At 49.1% G+C, this 16,685-nt stretch carries 13 protein-coding genes and 2 rRNA genes (1 of these 15 cut by a window edge); 8 read left to right on the top strand and 7 right to left on the bottom strand.

The features are described 5' to 3' along the window. Positions 1–2,331 (top strand): 23S ribosomal RNA (locus ACOQOZ_RS15710); it begins 557 nt to the left of the window's first position. Between the two features lie 185 nt (positions 2,332–2,516). Beyond that, positions 2,517–2,632 (top strand): 5S ribosomal RNA (gene rrf, locus ACOQOZ_RS15715). Between the two features lie 348 nt (positions 2,633–2,980). On the opposite strand, the gene ACOQOZ_RS15720 is transcribed toward rrf, so the two are convergent. Genes ACOQOZ_RS15720 through ACOQOZ_RS15730 form a run of 3 tightly spaced genes read right to left on the bottom strand, consistent with a single transcriptional unit; the run spans position 2,981 to position 5,869 of the window. Beyond that, a complete protein-coding gene (locus ACOQOZ_RS15720) occupies positions 2,981–4,537 on the bottom strand; it encodes a Dyp-type peroxidase (protein WP_420589096.1) in 1,557 nt (518 codons plus the stop codon). Positions 4,538–4,554: 17 nt separating this feature from the next. Next, complete coding sequence (locus ACOQOZ_RS15725) at positions 4,555–5,205, bottom strand: hypothetical protein (protein WP_420589097.1); 651 nt, start codon at positions 5,203–5,205, stop codon at positions 4,555–4,557. 1 nt (position 5,206) lies between these two features. Continuing rightward, complete coding sequence (locus ACOQOZ_RS15730) at positions 5,207–5,869, bottom strand: hypothetical protein (RefSeq protein WP_420589098.1); 663 nt, start codon at positions 5,867–5,869, stop codon at positions 5,207–5,209. A 133-nt stretch (positions 5,870–6,002) separates the two neighbouring features. Between ACOQOZ_RS15730 and ACOQOZ_RS15735 the strand changes: the two genes are divergently transcribed. Further along, positions 6,003–8,003, top strand: coding sequence for a DNA topoisomerase III (locus ACOQOZ_RS15735; RefSeq protein WP_420589099.1), 2,001 nt, complete (start codon positions 6,003–6,005; stop codon positions 8,001–8,003). 16 nt (positions 8,004–8,019) lie between these two features. On the opposite strand, the gene ACOQOZ_RS15740 is transcribed toward ACOQOZ_RS15735, so the two are convergent. From ACOQOZ_RS15740 to ACOQOZ_RS15750, 3 genes are all read right to left on the bottom strand, one after another. Then, positions 8,020–8,607 (bottom strand): YggT family protein, encoded by a 588-nt coding sequence (locus tag ACOQOZ_RS15740; RefSeq protein WP_420589100.1) that lies wholly within the window; start codon positions 8,605–8,607, stop codon positions 8,020–8,022. A 109-nt stretch (positions 8,608–8,716) separates the two neighbouring features. Next, a complete protein-coding gene (proC, locus tag ACOQOZ_RS15745) occupies positions 8,717–9,535 on the bottom strand; it encodes a pyrroline-5-carboxylate reductase (protein ID WP_420589101.1) in 819 nt (272 codons plus the stop codon). A 78-nt stretch (positions 9,536–9,613) separates the two neighbouring features. Then, positions 9,614–10,300: a YggS family pyridoxal phosphate-dependent enzyme gene (locus tag ACOQOZ_RS15750; RefSeq protein WP_420589102.1), complete on the bottom strand. Its 687-nt coding sequence runs from the start codon at positions 10,298–10,300 to the stop codon at positions 9,614–9,616. A gap of 187 nt (positions 10,301–10,487) precedes the next feature. Here ACOQOZ_RS15750 and ACOQOZ_RS15755 point away from each other — a divergent pair, with 187 nt between their 5' ends. From ACOQOZ_RS15755 to ACOQOZ_RS15775, 5 genes are all read left to right on the top strand, one after another. After that, positions 10,488–11,522, top strand: a complete 1,035-nt coding sequence (locus ACOQOZ_RS15755; RefSeq protein ID WP_420589103.1) for a type IV pilus twitching motility protein PilT — start codon at positions 10,488–10,490, stop codon at positions 11,520–11,522. 27 nt (positions 11,523–11,549) lie between these two features. Continuing rightward, the gene (locus ACOQOZ_RS15760; protein ID WP_420589104.1) at positions 11,550–12,665 is read left to right on the top strand and encodes a PilT/PilU family type 4a pilus ATPase; all 1,116 of its coding nucleotides are present in this window, start codon (positions 11,550–11,552) and stop codon (positions 12,663–12,665) included. A gap of 196 nt (positions 12,666–12,861) precedes the next feature. After that, positions 12,862–13,275, top strand: a complete 414-nt coding sequence (locus tag ACOQOZ_RS15765; RefSeq protein WP_420589105.1) for a MarR family winged helix-turn-helix transcriptional regulator — start codon at positions 12,862–12,864, stop codon at positions 13,273–13,275. A 96-nt stretch (positions 13,276–13,371) separates the two neighbouring features. Then, positions 13,372–14,175, top strand: a complete 804-nt coding sequence (locus tag ACOQOZ_RS15770; protein ID WP_420589106.1) for an amidohydrolase family protein — start codon at positions 13,372–13,374, stop codon at positions 14,173–14,175. A 115-nt stretch (positions 14,176–14,290) separates the two neighbouring features. Next, positions 14,291–16,357: an FAD-dependent oxidoreductase gene (locus tag ACOQOZ_RS15775; RefSeq protein WP_420589107.1), complete on the top strand. Its 2,067-nt coding sequence runs from the start codon at positions 14,291–14,293 to the stop codon at positions 16,355–16,357. On the opposite strand, the gene ACOQOZ_RS15780 is transcribed toward ACOQOZ_RS15775, so the two are convergent. Further along, entirely contained in the window at positions 16,323–16,640 is a 318-nt protein-coding gene (locus ACOQOZ_RS15780; RefSeq protein ID WP_420589108.1) for a hypothetical protein, read from the bottom strand. The two genes, ACOQOZ_RS15775 and ACOQOZ_RS15780, sit on opposite strands and share 35 nt — an antisense overlap. Positions 16,641–16,685 lie beyond the last annotated feature (45 nt).

Here is a 16,685-nt window from a genome sequence, read left to right on the forward strand (position 1 = left end):
TTTGTATAATGGGTCAGCGACTTAATGTTAGTGGCAAGGTTAAGCTTATAGCGGAGCCGTAGGGAAACCGAGTGTTAACTGCGCGTCCAGTCGCTAGCATTAGACCCGAAACCGGGCGATCTATCCATGGGCAGGTTGAAGGTTGAGTAACATCAACTGGAGGACCGAACCCACTGTCGTTGAAAAGCCAGGGGATGACCTGTGGATAGGAGTGAAAGGCTAATCAAGCCCGGAGATAGCTGGTTCTCCTCGAAAACTATTTAGGTAGTGCCTCGTGTCTAACCATGGGGGGTAGAGCACTGTTAAGGCTAGGGGGTCATCCCGACTTACCAACCCTTTGCAAACTCCGAATACCCATGAGTTCAATCACGGGAGACACACGGCGGGTGCTAACGTCCGTCGTGGAAAGGGAAACAACCCAGACCGTCAGCTAAGGTCCCAAAGTTACAGTTAAGTGGGAAACGATGTGGGAAGGCTAAAACAGCTAGGAGGTTGGCTTAGAAGCAGCCACCCTTTAAAGAAAGCGTAATAGCTCACTAGTCGAGTCGGCCTGCGCGGAAGATATAACGGGGCTCAAACTGTACACCGAAGCTACGGATGCACTTTGTGCATGGTAGAGGAGCGTTCTGTAAGCCGTTGAAGGTCAAGGTGTGAACCAGGCTGGAGGTATCAGAAGTGCGAATGCTGACATGAGTAACGATAAAGGGAGTGAAAAACTCCCTCGCCGGAAACCCAAGGGTTCCTGTCCAACGTTAATCGGGGCAGGGTTAGTCGGACCCTAAGGCGAGGCTGAGAAGCGTAGTCGATGGGAAACAGGTTAATATTCCTGTACTTGTTTGTAGTGCGATGGGGGGACGGAGAAGGCTAGGCCAGCACGGCGTTGGTTGTCCGTGTTTAAGCTGGTAGGCAGAAGACTTAGGCAAATCCGGGTCTTCAATGCCGAGACGTGATGACGGTGACTCTACGGAGTCCGAAGTGGTCGATGCCATGCTTCCAGGAAAATCCTCTAAGCTTCAGCTACAAAGAAACCGTACTCTAAACCGACACAGGTGGGTAGGTAGAGAATACCAAGGCGCTTGAGAGAACTCGGGTGAAGGAACTAGGCAAAATGGCACCGTAACTTCGGGAGAAGGTGCGCCGGCTAGGGTGAAGGACTTGCTCCGTAAGCTCTGGCCGGTCGAAGATACCAGGTGGCTGCGACTGTTTATTAAAAACACAGCACTCTGCAAACACGAAAGTGGACGTATAGGGTGTGACGCCTGCCCGGTGCCGGAAGGTTAATTGATGGGGTTAGCATCTGCGAAGCTCTTGATCGAAGCCCCGGTAAACGGCGGCCGTAACTATAACGGTCCTAAGGTAGCGAAATTCCTTGTCGGGTAAGTTCCGACCTGCACGAATGGCGTAACGACGGCCACACTGTCTCCACCCGAGACTCAGTGAAATTGAATTCGCAGTTAAGATGCTGCGTTCCCGCGGCTAGACGGAAAGACCCCGTGAACCTTTACTATAGCTTCACAGTGAACTTTGAATTGGCTTGTGTAGGATAGCTGGGAGGCTTTGAAGCCGGATCGCCAGATTCGGTGGAGCCAATCTTGAAATACCAGCCTGGTCAATTTGGGGTTCTAACTCAGGTCCATTATCTGGATCGAGGACACTGTGTGGTGGGTAGTTTGACTGGGGCGGTCTCCTCCCAAAGAGTAACGGAGGAGCACGAAGGTCGGCTAATCCTGGTCGGACATCAGGAGGTTAGTGCAATGGCATAAGCCGGCTTAACTGCGAGACAGACACGTCGAGCAGGTACGAAAGTAGGTCATAGTGATCCGGTGGTTCTGTATGGAAGGGCCATCGCTCAACGGATAAAAGGTACTCCGGGGATAACAGGCTGATACCGCCCAAGAGTTCACATCGACGGCGGTGTTTGGCACCTCGATGTCGGCTCATCACATCCTGGGGCTGAAGCCGGTCCCAAGGGTATGGCTGTTCGCCATTTAAAGTGGTACGCGAGCTGGGTTTAGAACGTCGTGAGACAGTTCGGTCCCTATCTGCCGTGGGCGTTTGAGATTTGAGAAGAGCTGCTCCTAGTACGAGAGGACCGGAGTGGACGAACCTCTGGTGTTCGGGTTGTCATGCCAATGGCATTGCCCGGTAGCTACGTTCGGACAGGATAACCGCTGAAAGCATCTAAGCGGGAAGCCCCCTTCAAGATGAGATCTCACTGGAACTTCGAGTTCCCTGTAGGGCCCAGGAAGACTACCTGGTTGATAGGCAAGGTGTGTAAGCGTTGTGAGGCGTTGAGCTAACTTGTACTAATTGCCCGTGAGGCTTGACCATATAACACCCAAACTGGTTGTGTTAACAAGCCAACTCTGAATAAAACAGAGTAAAGAACAATCGGCAGCCGCCGGTTCGTTAGAGAATCTCTTTTTAGGTGAACAACTTAAAAAAACTCATGTATCCAACCTTATTTGCAACGTAGTCGCAGACATCGTAAGACGACCACAATGCATACAAGTTTGCTTGACGACAATAGAGCTGTGGAACCACCTGAATCCATTCCGAACTCAGAAGTGAAACGCAGCATCGCCGATGGTAGTGTGGGGCTTCCCCATGTGAGAGTAGGTCATCGTCAAGCTCTTATTCTAAAACCCCTGATCACTTACGTGGTCAGGGGTTTTTCTTTGCTTGGAAAAAATGTTCTGAGCCAGAAGTGTATTTAAAGAATGAAAGAGATAGAGCTCCACTGTTATCTGGAGCGACCGTCTAACGCAGGGACGCAGCAGCCGAGCATACAGGGACGTACTGGCTGCGTGTTGTGAGGGAATACCGGATGGTGAAGGTGAGAGGAGCGGAAGAAAACCAACCTCACTGTATTCATCAACATCACACGCCGTGCATCCATCCTTGGAGGCTCTGCTATGGCATCCATGCCATAGAAGGTGATTTATGATAAACACAGTAAGTTTGGTTCTGGGGTTAACCGCTAAGCCGGGTCCACAATCCCCTGAGCGATCATCTCTAATGCCGTGATACTCGGGATAAAGAAATAATCCCCACCACGAGTCTCGACCATACGAGGCAGATGCGTACAAAAGAACGGCGCTTTACCGCCACCCGGCTCCGCCTGAATAATCGCTTTGTCGGTTAGCTTACCGTTGTGATTACCCAGGAACACATCCTTATCGTTGCTCAGCTTAAAGTCGTTGGAATAGTTCACCCATTGCTGCTGCACAAATTCGAACTGGCGTTCAATACTAGCGCCGATACACATAAAGATGATGCCTTGCTCGCTGTCGTTGTCTGTCAGCTCGTCATGGCCGCCATATGGTAAACCACGGCGCATTAAGCGACGACGATCAACCAGGGCACCTTTGCTGTTAAAGGCATCCTTCTCGGTCTCCAGAGAGCCTCGGGTGTTGGTACGACGAATATGTGCACCAACCGGGCATTTAGAGCCTGACATATCTTCGTCGTAAGTGAAGTCGATCCACTTCTTCTTTAGTGCAGCCAGCTGACCAGCCGCACACTGATCGCCACCTTCCGCTTTGGTTTTTAATTCAGCGAGCTTCTGATCCAGTTCTGCTTTCGCCTGATCATCCGGAGCTAGAACCAGTGGCGCACCATTGTCCGGCCAGCGGCCAGCAAACTTTGCCATTAATAATTCTTTGCTGCCGTCAAAATCCTTCGCCATGTTATCCACATAGTCGTTAAAGGTTTTTACGTTTTCGTGCAGCTTGCGGTACACCATAAAGGTGCCGTTGCGGGCTAACAGCTTAGGTGCCGGAGCCGGTGGATATTCTTTTGCTTCGTCGATATGGCCGAGAATAAACTCGCCGGTAGCCAATGGCTCCCAGGTACCTTCCCGGGTTAACTTACCGCGACCAGCAATACGGCTCGGATCATTACCGCAGCCTTCAAAATATGGGTTGCCAATGCCATCAACAAAACCGAAGTGCTCTTTAGGCGTTGGTTTACCGTTCTCAAACACCGCAGAAGCGTCCTGGTAAGGCAACAAGCTACCATTCGGCCCTTTGTGGCCAGGACGAATAGAAACGCCGTTCTGGCTCTCTGCAATCAGCTGTTCGATCTGTTGATAACGCTGGTTGAGATAAGCATCGCTCTGGGCGTTAATCGATACCCAGGCGTGTAAGTGCTCGCCTTGCCAAACCGGATCCCAGTTCTGTGGATCACTTGGGCCGTCATCACCAAGAATCTCTTTGCGATCACGCATGCCCATCTGAAATTCCAGTGGGAAGCCTAATAGAGAACGATCCGGAATCTGCAGCGCTTTTAACCCCGAGAAGGTAAAACCAATATTCGTGGTTACCGTTGGCTTTTCTTCAGGCTCAGGATGGTCTTTATGGGCCCAGCGTTCTGCGGTGGTAATTAGCGGCGTCAGTTGTTTCAGGAATGCCTTCGCCAAATCAGCCTGGTGAAATTCGAGAAAGAAATAACGTGCTTTAGGGAAACCATAGCGGCCGTAACCTTTACAGATGTTGCCCTGAATATCGTATAAATCGAGTGGTCTGTTGTTAGTCATCAAGCAATCCCTTAATTTTAGTGTTCTTCCTGAAGTTGAGTTTGCCCGGGAATCCAGCTTGGACTATCGAGATTATCCAGCTCAACTTTTTGCAAAAACTGCTTAAATTCAGCTTTCAGGTCAGCGGCATTTTTGCCCTGATTTAATAAAACAAACTCACTGAAAGCCTGCTTTAGATACAGCGACTTTAATTGCTGCTTCAGGCTCTTATCGGTTGAACCATTAAAAAACAGAGTGGTGGTGAGCTGACATTTTTTAATGTACTCGATAAACGAAGCGGCATCATTCACCTTGTCGAAACCCACGGCGTATTGCCAGATATTGCGAATATCCTGCTCGGTGTTATCCCACATGCCTTCCAGATACGGTTCCAGCGTTCCGTGAAAATTGGAAGTGAACACCAGATATTTGGATTTCAGATGGTCGCGTTTAATGTCATTACCTTGTTCAAAAAACACGTCGTTTAAAATAAACAAACGGGCAAAGTAAGTGTTCGGCACCTGAGCAAACGGACTTTGCTCATTCAGCGGTAACGTCTGAATACGACGGCGGGTGATTTTATCGTAAGACGCCAGGTCGATAACCGCGTCGGCTTCAGGATCGGCCTGACCGTTAATAATCGGGCACAGGCAGGTTAAGCCGTAGGATTCTCCGAATTCGTTAGCCATGTTATGCCTCCTCCCTGGCAGTTGATTGCAGACGGGTAGTGGTTGGTTGCTCCGGTTGTGGATTAATCGTCATTACCGGGCCAACATCCATGGTGCCTAATGCCTCCTGATGTTCTGACAGGAAGTTGTTGTAGGTTTGCAGGAATTCGTCATCTGACAATTGGTCTACCTGACTCGCCAGTTCATTCAGGCCTTCTGATAACGTCTGTGCGCTTTTCACATCATTGGAAGACGCCAATGGGTAAGCGTTGTAGTAGTGATCGGTTTCTACCTGGTTAAAACGAATGTAGTTGTAGAAATCGTGCAGCGGAATTGATTTGGGGTATTTTATATTCCAGCGCCAGAACATATCCAGGCCCGAGGGAATAGCGAACGAAAAGGAATCGATATACTGATCCCAGCTGCCATTGAAGTTGCTCTCAAACAGCATATAGCTGTAGCTCAGCTTTTCTTTTGGCTGAGATTTATCCAGATGTGGAAACGACCAGCGGTTAATAATGGTCCAGCGGGCATAATGAATCAGGGATAAGGTCAGCAGACCTTTAACAAAATAGGGGAAGGTTTTAACCACCACCCAGAAAATGATCTTCTGCCAGATGGCTGTCCACCACCGCAATGGCGTGATCACGTTCATTCCATAGGCTTTACCGGCAAAATTTGACACGGCGAACTCCTTTTCCAGTGACTGAAGTCTAATAATCTATACCCATATTAAGGTAAGGGTCTAGCGCTTTCTTGGCTTGCTATCTATTACTGTTTTTATATACAGTATCGGTGTCTGAAAACAAGCCAGTGTTATGAGATTATTTGTTGCCGAAAAACCCAGCCTTGGACGTGCGATTGCTGCTGTCCTGCCGAAACCTCAGCAAAAAGGTGAAGGTTTTATTCGTGCAGCCAATGGCGATGTGGTGAGCTGGTGTATTGGTCATTTGTTAGAGCAGGCTGAGCCGGATGCGTATGACCCTGTATATAAACAATGGCGCCTTGATCATCTGCCGATCGTACCTGAGCAATGGCAGTTACAAGCCAAACCGAAAACCCGAAAACAGCTGTCGGTATTACGCAAACTGGTCAAAGAAGCGGATCAGTTGGTACATGCTGGTGATCCGGATCGGGAAGGTCAGCTGCTGGTTGATGAAGTTTTCGATTTCCTCAAGGTTTCTAAAACCCGTAAACAACAAATTCAGCGTTGTTTGATTTCTGACCTCAACCCCAATGCGGTAAAAAAAGCGCTCAATAGTTTACGGCCTAACAGTGACTTTACCGCGTTATCGGTATCGGCTTTAGCCCGTTCCCGGGCGGACTGGTTGTACGGCATTAATCTCACCCGCGCATTCAGTATTAAAGGCCGTCAGGCGGGTGTGAATTCGGTGTTGTCGGTGGGCCGTGTACAAACGCCGATTCTGGGTTTAGTCGTGCGCCGCGATGAAGAAATCGCCAACTTTGTTTCAAAACCTTTTTATGAAGTGTTTGCCCAGCTTGCACTGGCAGCTGATCAGGCCGTGGCTTTTCAGGCCAAGTGGATTCCCAGCGATGCCTGTGCGCCACATCAGGATGAAGAAGGCCGGGTATTAAATCTGAAACTGGCTGAGAACGTCGCCCAGCGTATTCAGCAACAACCCGCCGTGGCTGAGACTATTCAGCGTAAAGAGAAAAAGCAGTTTGCGCCGCTGCCGTATAATTTATCCGCTCTACAAATCGATGCGGCCAAAGCGCTGGGCATGAGCGCTAAACAGGTGCTGGATGTATGTCAGGCCTTGTATGAAAAACACCAGCTGATCACCTATCCAAGATCCGACTGCCGTTATTTGCCGAAAGAACATCTGAGTGACATTCCGGCGGTATCATCTGCGATTCAGAATAACTCCAGCGAGCTGGCTGCGGTTGTTGCTAATGCTGATTTTTCGTTACGTAGCAAAGCCTGGAATGACGCCAAGGTTGATGCGCACCATGCCATTATCCCTACGGCGAAACAGACCTCGCTGGAAAAGCTCGGCAAATGGGAACAGGGTGTTTATCGCTTAATTGCCCGCCAGTATTTATTGCAGTTTTATCCGGCTTTTGAGTACGCCGATACCAAGGTGGATATTCGTATTGCTGGCGGTTTATTCCGGGCTAATGCGCGTGAAACATTAAGGCCTGGTTGGAAACAGGCGATGCCACAAAAAGCGTCGGATAAACAAAACACGTCTGATGATGACTCCCATAGTCAGGCCCAGCTGCCGCCACTCACACAGGGCCAGCAGTTGTGGTGCCATGAAGGGCAAATAGCGCATAAACAAACCCAGCCGCCAGCACATTTTACCGATGCTACTTTGTTAGCAGCGATGACGGGGATTAATCGCTTTGTCTCGGACAAAGAATTACAGAAGGTGTTAAAAGAAACCGACGGTTTAGGCACTGAAGCAACCCGGGCCAGCATTATTGAGTTGTTATTTACCCGGCAGTTTTTGCGCCGGGAAGGCAAACAAATTCGGGCGACGGAACTGGGTAAAGCCCTGATACGGGTGTTGCCACAATCTACCACATTGCCGGACAGAACCGCGCTGTGGGAACAACAGCTGAATGGTATCAGTGAGCGTCAGCTGAATTATCAGGGCTTTATGCAGCCACTGGAACAGGAACTATACAGCCTGGTGAACGAAGCTCGTGGATTGGATATTCAGGGCTTATCAGGAATCAAGATTGAGAAGACCAACTTTCGCGGTAAAAAATCAGCAGGGACGAAAAGTAAAGCCAGCTATAAACGAAAACGGCGTGGTGCAACCCAGAAGTCAGGTCGCAGCACGCCGTCTTAATATTTGATCGCGTCGCTTAGATCATAAAGCCGAGAACGCCCGGGAACTGGGTCATTTTTACCAGTGGGTAAAGCGCCACAATTTCTACAATCTGGATGCCCAGTAAGATGATAATGGGTGACAAATCTAACCCACCCATGTCCGGCATTTTCTGGCGAATCGGGCGGACAACCGGTTCCAGAATCTGATTAATCAGGATCAGCGCCGGGTTATAAGAGTTAGGTGCAATCCAGGAAGCGATCACGGTAATCAGCATTCCCCAGAAGTACACTTTAATAATCAGCGCAAAGATTGCCACCAGGCTCCAGATAATAATGTTGGCCCATGGCAGACCGTAGCCCATGACCAGTAAGGCACCGGCCATAAAGAGGACCTGGACACCGTAAGCCAGCACCAGAGACGCGACGTCAAGGCCGCCAAAACCCGGAATCACACGACGCAGTGGGATCAGCACCGGATTGGTGGCTTTTACAATAAACTGGGAAATCGGGTTATAAAAATCGGCGCGTACCAGTTGCAGCAAAAAGCGCAGCAGCACAATTAAGAGAACGATGCTGCCAATGGTATTGATTAATAACATGCCAACTTGTGAGACAGGGGACATGAGTGCTCCACGGTTGTTTGTCTACAGGTGATTATCTGTGGGCGGATTGTGGTTTTGCAATCCGCCTTAGTATTAATGAAGTGTAAATATAGCTCAGTGATTGCGCGAATCAGTCGCCCAATTGTTCACTGAGTTCGGCACCACGGTCATTGGCAGCCTGTAGCGCTGCTTCAACGATATCGCGCAGGTGAGCCGCTTCAAAGGTCTGAATTGCACGTTCTGTGGTGCCTCCCGGGGAGGTTACCCGACGGCGCAGTTCCGCCGGATCAACGTCAGCGTTCTGTGCCATCTGACCCGCACCAACGGCGGTTTGCAGGGTCAGCTGAGTGGCGGTTTCTTCACTCAATCCCAGCTTTTTCCCGGCAGCAATCATGGCCTCCATCAGCAGGAAATAATACGCCGGGCCACTGCCGGATACGGCGGTAACAGCGTCAATTTCTGCTTCGTTCTGTACCCAGACACTTATACCCACAGCCCGTAATAACGCATCGGCGATGTTGCGTTGGTCGATGGTGACCTGTTCAGACGCGAACAAACCGGTTGCGCCCAGGCCTAATAAAGAAGGGGTGTTGGGCATACAACGAACAATCGCTTCGCAGCCACTCCAGGCTTTTAATGATGGCAGGTTGATGCCTGCGGCGATGGAGATCAGCATCGGTTGGCGTTCTGTCAGAGTCGCCTTGATAGGCTCCAGCACCTGTTTCATCACCTGGGGTTTCACTGCCATGATCACCACATCAGCATTGGCAATGGCGGCTGCGTTATCGGTGTGGCCCTGAATACCAAATTCGTCGTTGAGTTTAGCGACCTGCTCGGCATTCGGATCGCTGACATGCACCAGCTCTGGCTTGGTTTCACCTTGTTTGACTAAGCCACCAATAATGCTGGTGGCCATATTGCCGCCGCCAATAAATGCGATTTGTGTCATGGAGTTTCCTTATTCTTTCTCAGGCTGCGGCTTGGCCGCAGTCGGGTTGTATCTGATTGTAGTTTGAAATTTGTGTGTTCAGGAGCGGGCGCCAAAAATATCGGTGCCGATACGCACTTCTGTGCTGCCATGTTCAACCGCCAGCGCCATATCAGCAGACATGCCCATGGATAAGGTATCCAGCTGTGGATATTGTTGCTGCAGTTGCTGGAACAGGGCTTTCATTCGTTCGAACTGGTCAGCCAAGGCTTGTTCGTCTTCGGTATTTTCCGGAATACACATCAGACCACGCAAAGCGAGATTCGGCAGTTCATGCACCAGCTCAGCCAGCGCTTCGACCTCGGCGGGTTCAATACCGGCTTTCTGTTCTTCACCACTGATATTGATTTGCAGCAGCACATTCAGCGGTGGCATGTCATCCGGGCGCTGGTCGTTCAGGCGCTGAGCGATTTTGTCGCGGCAAACGGTTTCCACCCAATGGAAATGGCTGGCAATCGGGCGGGTTTTGTTCGATTGAATCGGGCCAATAAAGTGCCAGTCTATGCCTTCCAGATGCTGCAAGGCTTCAATCTTTTCAATGGCGTCCTGCAGGTAGTTCTCACCAAAACTGCGTTGTCCCTGTTGGTAACAGGTCGCCACCATATCTGCGGGCTTGGTTTTGCTAACGGCTAATAACTTTACTTCTGAGCGCGGTCGGCCAGCCTGATCACAGGCGTGCTGTAAACGGTCGCAGACTAACTGATAGTTTTGTTCGAGAGTAGACATTACAAGGGCTTGCTTTAGCATATAAAAACGTAATTGTGGTGCTAGGCTGATGATATAGAAGCGCAAAGCGTGTTAATAGTCTGGAAAGTACTACCAATCGCAAAATGTCGTTTCCGGGCATCACTGGTCATATTATGATTGTCGCAGTTCAGCATCAGGCTGAAACCGGGCATTATTAGGAGAAGTTATGGATATTACAGAACTGTTGGCGTTCAGCGCGAAACAAGGGGCATCGGATTTACACCTGTCTGCGGGTTTGCCACCTATGATTCGTGTTGACGGTGATGTGCGTCGTATTAACCTGCCGTCACTGGGCCACAAAGAAGTTCATAGCCTGGTTTATGACATCATGAACGATAAGCAGCGTAAGGATTTCGAAGAGTTTCTGGAAACCGACTTCTCGTTTGAAGTACCGGGTGTGGCGCGTTTCCGGGTAAACGCCTTTAACCACAACCGCGGTGCCGGTGCGGTATTCCGTACCATTCCTTCCAAAGTATTAACCATGGATCAGCTGGGTATGGGCCAGGTCTTTAAAGATCTGGCAGATACTAACAAAGGCATGGTGCTGGTTACCGGACCAACGGGTTCGGGTAAGTCGACCACGCTGGCGGCGATGATCGATTACATTAACGAAAGCAAATACGACCATATCCTGACGGTCGAAGACCCGATCGAATTCGTACACGAATCGAAAAAGTCACTGATTAACCAACGGGAAGTTCACCGTGACACCTTAGGTTTTAACGAAGCATTGCGTTCCGCACTTCGTGAAGACCCGGATGTGATCCTTGTTGGTGAGATGCGTGACCTTGAAACCATTCGCCTGGCTCTGACCGCGGCGGAAACCGGTCACGTGGTATTCGGCACGCTACACACCAGCTCTGCTGCAAAAACCATTGACCGTATCGTTGACGTATTCCCATCGGAAGAGCAGGCCATGGTGCGTTCCATGTTGTCGGAATCTCTGCAGGGCGTAATTTCTCAGACGCTGTTGAAGAAGAGTGGTGGTGGTCGTGTTGCGGCTCACGAAATCATGGTCGGCACTCCTGCGATTCGTAACCTGATTCGGGAAGATAAAGTGGCTCAGATGTATTCGGCGATCCAGACCGGTGGTGCTTATGGCATGACTACCATGGATCAGTCATTACAGAACCTGGTCAGCAAAGGTTTAATCACGCGTGATGTGGCGCGTGAGAAAGCTAAGATCCCGGAAAACTTCTAACAGGCGACAAGAGAAAGGTAATTTTCCATGGCAATGGATAAGTTTTTGCGCCTGATGGTGGAAAAAGGGGCATCGGATCTGTTTATCACCGCCGGTGTACCACCTTCCATGAAGGTGAATGGCACATTGATGCCGCTGACCAAAAGTGCGTTAGGTGCAGAACAAACCCGGGATATTGTGCTGGGTTTAATGAACAGTAAGCAGCAGGATGAGTTCGAGACCAAAAAGGAACTCAACTTTGCGATTAACGCCAGTGGTATTGGTCGTTTCCGGGCATCGGCGTTTTATCAGCGCAACGTTGCCGGCATGGTGCTGCGGCGGATTGAGACCCGTATTCCAACGGTTGATCAGCTGGGTTTGCCGGATGTGATCAAAGATTTATCGATGACCAAGCGGGGTCTGATTTTATTCGTAGGTGCCACGGGTGCCGGTAAATCGACATCGCTGGCTTCGATGATTGGCCACCGCAATAAAAATTCCAAAGGTCATATTCTAAGCATTGAGGACCCAATCGAATTTATTCACCAACATGAAAGCAGTATTGTGACCCAGCGTGAAGTGGGGCTGGATACTGAAACGTTCGAAATTGGTCTGAAGAACTGTCTGCGTCAGGCACCGGATGTGATTATGATTGGTGAGGTGCGTTCTGCTGAAACCATGCAGCACGCAATTACCTTCGCAGAAACCGGTCACTTGTGCCTGGCAACATTACACGCGAACAATGCTAACCAGGCGCTGGAACGTGTGATTCACTTCTTCCCACCAGAGCGACATAGCCAGATTTGGATGGATTTATCGCTGAACCTGAAGTCGATTATTGCTCAGCAATTAATTCCGACTCCGGATGGTCGTGGTCGTCGTGCGGTTATTGAAGTGCTGATAAATACACCACTGGCGTCGGATTTGATTCGTAAAGGTGAAGTACACGAACTGAAACCGTTGATGAAAAAGTCCAACGAAGTGGGCATGCAAACCTTCGACCAGGCGCTTTATGCGCTGTATGAGCAGGGTGAGATCACTTATGAGGATGCAATTTCTCATGCTGACTCGCCAAACGACCTGCGCCTGATGATCAAACTGGGTTCAGAAACCGATGCCGACTCACTGGACAGCGCAACAGAAAGGCTGCGCTTGCAGGACTGATTGATACCGCTGTGCAAAAGCCTCCTCCCATCAGGGACGAGGCTTTTTTTGTGCCTGAAATATATCGACAGAAAATAATCCTTTCAGGGTGTTGCAATAAAAAAGGTTTGATAGCAAACTAAAATGGTTCGATAGCGAACTATATTGCTAAAATGGCCTGCTGATACAAGACAGTGACAACAATGAGGTAAGGCCTGTGGATAAGCGTCTCCTGTTTCTGATGAATATGGCGCAACGCAATATGTTTAATCACGCCGAGAAGGTGTGTGAGCAACAGCTGGGATTTACTCTGACCCAGATGGCCGCGGTGATGTTTGTGAATAACAACCCGGGCTGCATGCAGAAAGATGTGGTGCAGGGCTTAGGGTTAAAAAAGTCGGCGGTGACGAGTTTATTAAGCCGTATCGAAAGCAATGGTTTGATTCGTCGTGTGGTAAGTGAAGATGACGCCCGGGTGGTGAACCTGTTTGCTACTGAACAAGGCAAAGATAAGTCGCAACTGGCACTGCCGCTGATTGCTGAATTAAATCAGCAACTGACTGATGGTTTTAATGAAGAAGAAATTGCGGTAATTGCCCGCTTTTTAAATCAGGTGCGTGACCGCTTCTGATCCAGGGCTTGTGAACAGACCTTAGTTTCTTCTTCAGAAAATAATAATAAACCGGCACAGCTAAGTATGTGCTGCTAAGTGAAGAAGGAAACTAGCATGAAAGTTGTTGATGTCTGGGCTCAACACCCAACCGAATTCTTTTTTAATCAGCCTTTTTTTGATTCGTTAAAGCGCTGGTCTGGTAATACCATTCAGCAGATTCCGCTGGAACTGACCGCCGGGGCAATGAAGCAAGCCGGTGTAGAAAAAGCGCTATTAAGTGCCTGGTATGCCCCGGAAGGTGCGTTAATTAGCAATGAAGAAGTACTGGAATTTAAAAACAAATTTCCGGATTTGTTTGAAGGTGTGGTATCGGTTGATATCCGCAACCCGGTAGAAGCCGTTCGCACTATCCGTAAATACGTTAAAGAACATAACTTTAAAGCTGTTCGTATTGTGCAATGGTTGTGGGAGTTGCCTTGTACCCATGCTTTGTATTATCCGATTCTGACCGAATGTGTTGAACTCGATGTACCGATTTGTTTGCAGGTTGGCCATACCGGCCCATTACGCAGCTCTGAGTCTGGTAAACCTGAATATATCGAACGTATTGCGCTGGATTTCCCTGATCTGAAAATTGTCTGTGGTCATATTGGCTATCCGTGGCATATTGAAATGATTGCCTGTGCAACTAAGTTTGAAAATGTCTTCATCGATACTTCCGCTTATAAACCAAACCGTTATCCAAAAGAGCTGGTGCAGTTTATTAAAACCAACGGCAAACATAAGGTGATGTTTGGCACCAACTTCCCAATGATCACGCCACAAGCCTGTATGGATAAGCTTGATTTACTGGAACTGAACGATGAAGTTAAAGAACTGTTTCTGCATAAAAACGCTGAGCGAATCTTTAAGCTATAACTCCAGATAAAAACCTTAAAAACGATTTTTCACACCTGAGTTAAAACAGGTGTGATGTCGTTCTCTGTCTGTTTTTCTTATAACCGTTAATACTTCTTTTTTGTTGGTTCCTGTTATGTCGTATGTCGAAAATTCTTATTATCCGAAAATAATGCAGCCGCTGGATCTGGGATTTACTCAGTTAAAAAACCGTATCATGATGGGATCTATGCATATTGGTTTAGAAGACAGGCCATGGCACTTTTCTGAATTGGCCGAATATTTCGCTGAGCGTGCCCGTGGTGGTGCCGGTCTGTTAGTAACTGGTGGCTTTGCGGTAAACCGCCGCGGTGATTTATTGCCCTTTGGTTCAAAACTGATTAATCGCTGGCAGGTGCCTTTCCATAAAAAGGTGACTTCTGCTGTGCATCAGGCAGATGGAAAAATTCTGCTACAGATTATTCATGCCGGACGTTATGGTTTTACACCGTTTAATGTGGCACCCACGGCAATTAAATCTCCGGTTTCGGCGTTTAAACCAAAAGAGATGAGCAGTAAGCAGATTTATAAAACCGTCGATGATTTTGTTCGCTGTGCCAGATTAGCCCAGCAAGCGAACTACGATGGTGTCGAGGTAATGGGGTCGGAAGGCTATTTTATTACCCAGATTCTCAATGCCAGAACCAATAAACGTAACGATGAATGGGGTGGTAGTTATCAGAATCGTATGCGTTTCCCGGTGGAAGTGGTACGTAAAATCCGTGAAGCCGTCGGCGAAAAATTTATTATTATGTTTCGCCTGTCGATGGTGGATCTGGTCGATGGTGGTTCAACCGCAGAAGAAGTTATCCAACTGGCTCAGGCACTGGAGCAAGCGGGGGTTTCCATTATTAATACCGGCGTCGGCTGGCATGAAGCCCGTGTACCAACCATTGTAACCTCTGTTCCGCGTGCGGCTTTCAGTGGGTTTACCGCTCAGGTAAAAGCCAAGGTGAATGTACCAGTCGTGGCGTCTAACCGTATTAATATGCCGGAAACCGCAGAGCAGGTGCTGGTGGGCGGCGAAGCCGATATGATTTCAATGGCGCGTCCATTCCTGGCAGACCCGGATTGGGTTAATAAAGCCGCAACAGGTCGAGCTGATGAAATTAATACCTGTATTGCCTGTAATCAGGCTTGCCTTGATCATACCTTTGAAATGAAGCGTTCAAGCTGTTTGGTGAATCCAAGAGCGGGTTATGAAACTCAGTTGATTTACACTCCGGCAACCCAGGTGAAAAAAGTAGCGGTAATTGGTGCCGGTCCTGCTGGTTTAGCCTGTGCCACTGTTGCCGCTCAGCGTGGTCATCGGGTGACCTTATTTGAAGCGCGTTCTGAAATCGGTGGCCAGTTTAATTACGCCAGTAAAATTCCCGGTAAAGAAGAATTCCGCGAAACCATTCGTTATTACCTCAAGCAAATAGAAGTGCATAAAGTTCAGCTGCTGCTGAATACCCGGGTGGAAGCCGACCAGTTAAATCGTCAGGGATTTGATGAAGTGGTGGTGGCTACCGGCGTTGAACCACGTATCCCGGAAATTCCCGGTATTAATCATTCCAAAGTGGTGACTTACCAACAGATGTTAAATGGTGAAGTTGCTCCCGCCGAGCGTGTAGCAGTGATTGGTGCTGGTGGTATTGGTTACGATATCTGTGAATTTTTAACCCATGAAGGTGTTTCACCAAGCCTGGATAAAAAGCTCTGGATGAAAGAGTGGGGTGTGGATGCTAGCAACCAACAACGTGGTGGTTTGGTTGAGCAACAGTTTGAGCCGTCCAGCCGCAAGGTTTATATGCTGCAGCGTAAAACTTCCCGTTTTGGCAAAGGCCTGAATAAAACTACCGGCTGGGTTCACCGTGAGGTGGCAAAAGCCAAAGGGGTGGAAACCATTGGTGGCGTCAGTTACGACAAAATCGATGATAACGGTCTGCATATCACCATTAACCGTGGTGATAAAAATAATCCACAGCAGGAGCAACAAGTACTGGCGGTGGATCAGGTTGTACTCTGTAGCGGCCAGACCTCGGTGAACGACCTGCACCAGAAGCTGCAGGCTGTACCGACCTCGTTTGACCTGCATCTGATTGGAGGTGCGGAGTTCGCTGCAGAGCTGGATGCTAAACGGGCGATCAAACAGGCGACGGAGCTGGCTCTGCGTTTGTAGTCGGGCCATCAATCAGACCATTCTTAACCAGCACTTTATGCACCTTCTTTGCTAACCGTGCCAGCTTGTGGATTTGTCCCAGAGTTGGCACTTCACCCAGGTCGATATCCTGTTGCTGGCTGACCAGTTCCTGATCGAGAAACTCCATCAGTTTTTTGGAGCAGCCTGTACATGGGCCGCGACATAATGTGGCTTCTGGCATATCGAACGGAATTTCAGCACGGATCTGGCTGATCAGTCGCAGCATCGCTGTTCGTGTGGAAGGTTTTCTGCTGTTCTTCATACTCTTCAAGCCTGTCACAAGGCAGGCCATAGAAGTATTCACCTC

This window comes from Bacterioplanoides sp., from assembly GCF_965219715.1.
In the GTDB taxonomy this organism is placed as follows: domain Bacteria; phylum Pseudomonadota; class Gammaproteobacteria; order Pseudomonadales; family Oceanobacteraceae; genus Bacterioplanoides.

Excerpts from the sequence above, each read along its gene's own strand:
- ACOQOZ_RS15760 (WP_420589104.1), top strand. The coding sequence starts at position 11,550 with ATGGCAATGGATAAGTTTTTGCGCCTGATGGTGGAAAAAGGGGCATCG.
- ACOQOZ_RS15755 (WP_420589103.1), top strand. The coding sequence starts at position 10,488 with ATGGATATTACAGAACTGTTGGCGTTCAGCGCGAAACAAGGGGCATCG.
- proC (WP_420589101.1), bottom strand. The coding sequence starts at position 9,535 with ATGACACAAATCGCATTTATTGGCGGCGGCAATATGGCCACCAGCATT.
- ACOQOZ_RS15770 (WP_420589106.1), top strand. The coding sequence starts at position 13,372 with ATGAAAGTTGTTGATGTCTGGGCTCAACACCCAACCGAATTCTTTTTT.
- ACOQOZ_RS15740 (WP_420589100.1), bottom strand. The coding sequence starts at position 8,607 with ATGTCCCCTGTCTCACAAGTTGGCATGTTATTAATCAATACCATTGGC.
- ACOQOZ_RS15735 (WP_420589099.1), top strand. The coding sequence starts at position 6,003 with ATGAGATTATTTGTTGCCGAAAAACCCAGCCTTGGACGTGCGATTGCT.
- ACOQOZ_RS15720 (WP_420589096.1), bottom strand. The coding sequence starts at position 4,537 with ATGACTAACAACAGACCACTCGATTTATACGATATTCAGGGCAACATC.
- ACOQOZ_RS15775 (WP_420589107.1), top strand. The coding sequence starts at position 14,291 with ATGTCGTATGTCGAAAATTCTTATTATCCGAAAATAATGCAGCCGCTG.
- ACOQOZ_RS15725 (WP_420589097.1), bottom strand. The coding sequence starts at position 5,205 with ATGGCTAACGAATTCGGAGAATCCTACGGCTTAACCTGCCTGTGCCCG.
- ACOQOZ_RS15750 (WP_420589102.1), bottom strand. The coding sequence starts at position 10,300 with ATGTCTACTCTCGAACAAAACTATCAGTTAGTCTGCGACCGTTTACAG.
- ACOQOZ_RS15780 (WP_420589108.1), bottom strand. The coding sequence starts at position 16,640 with ATGAAGAACAGCAGAAAACCTTCCACACGAACAGCGATGCTGCGACTG.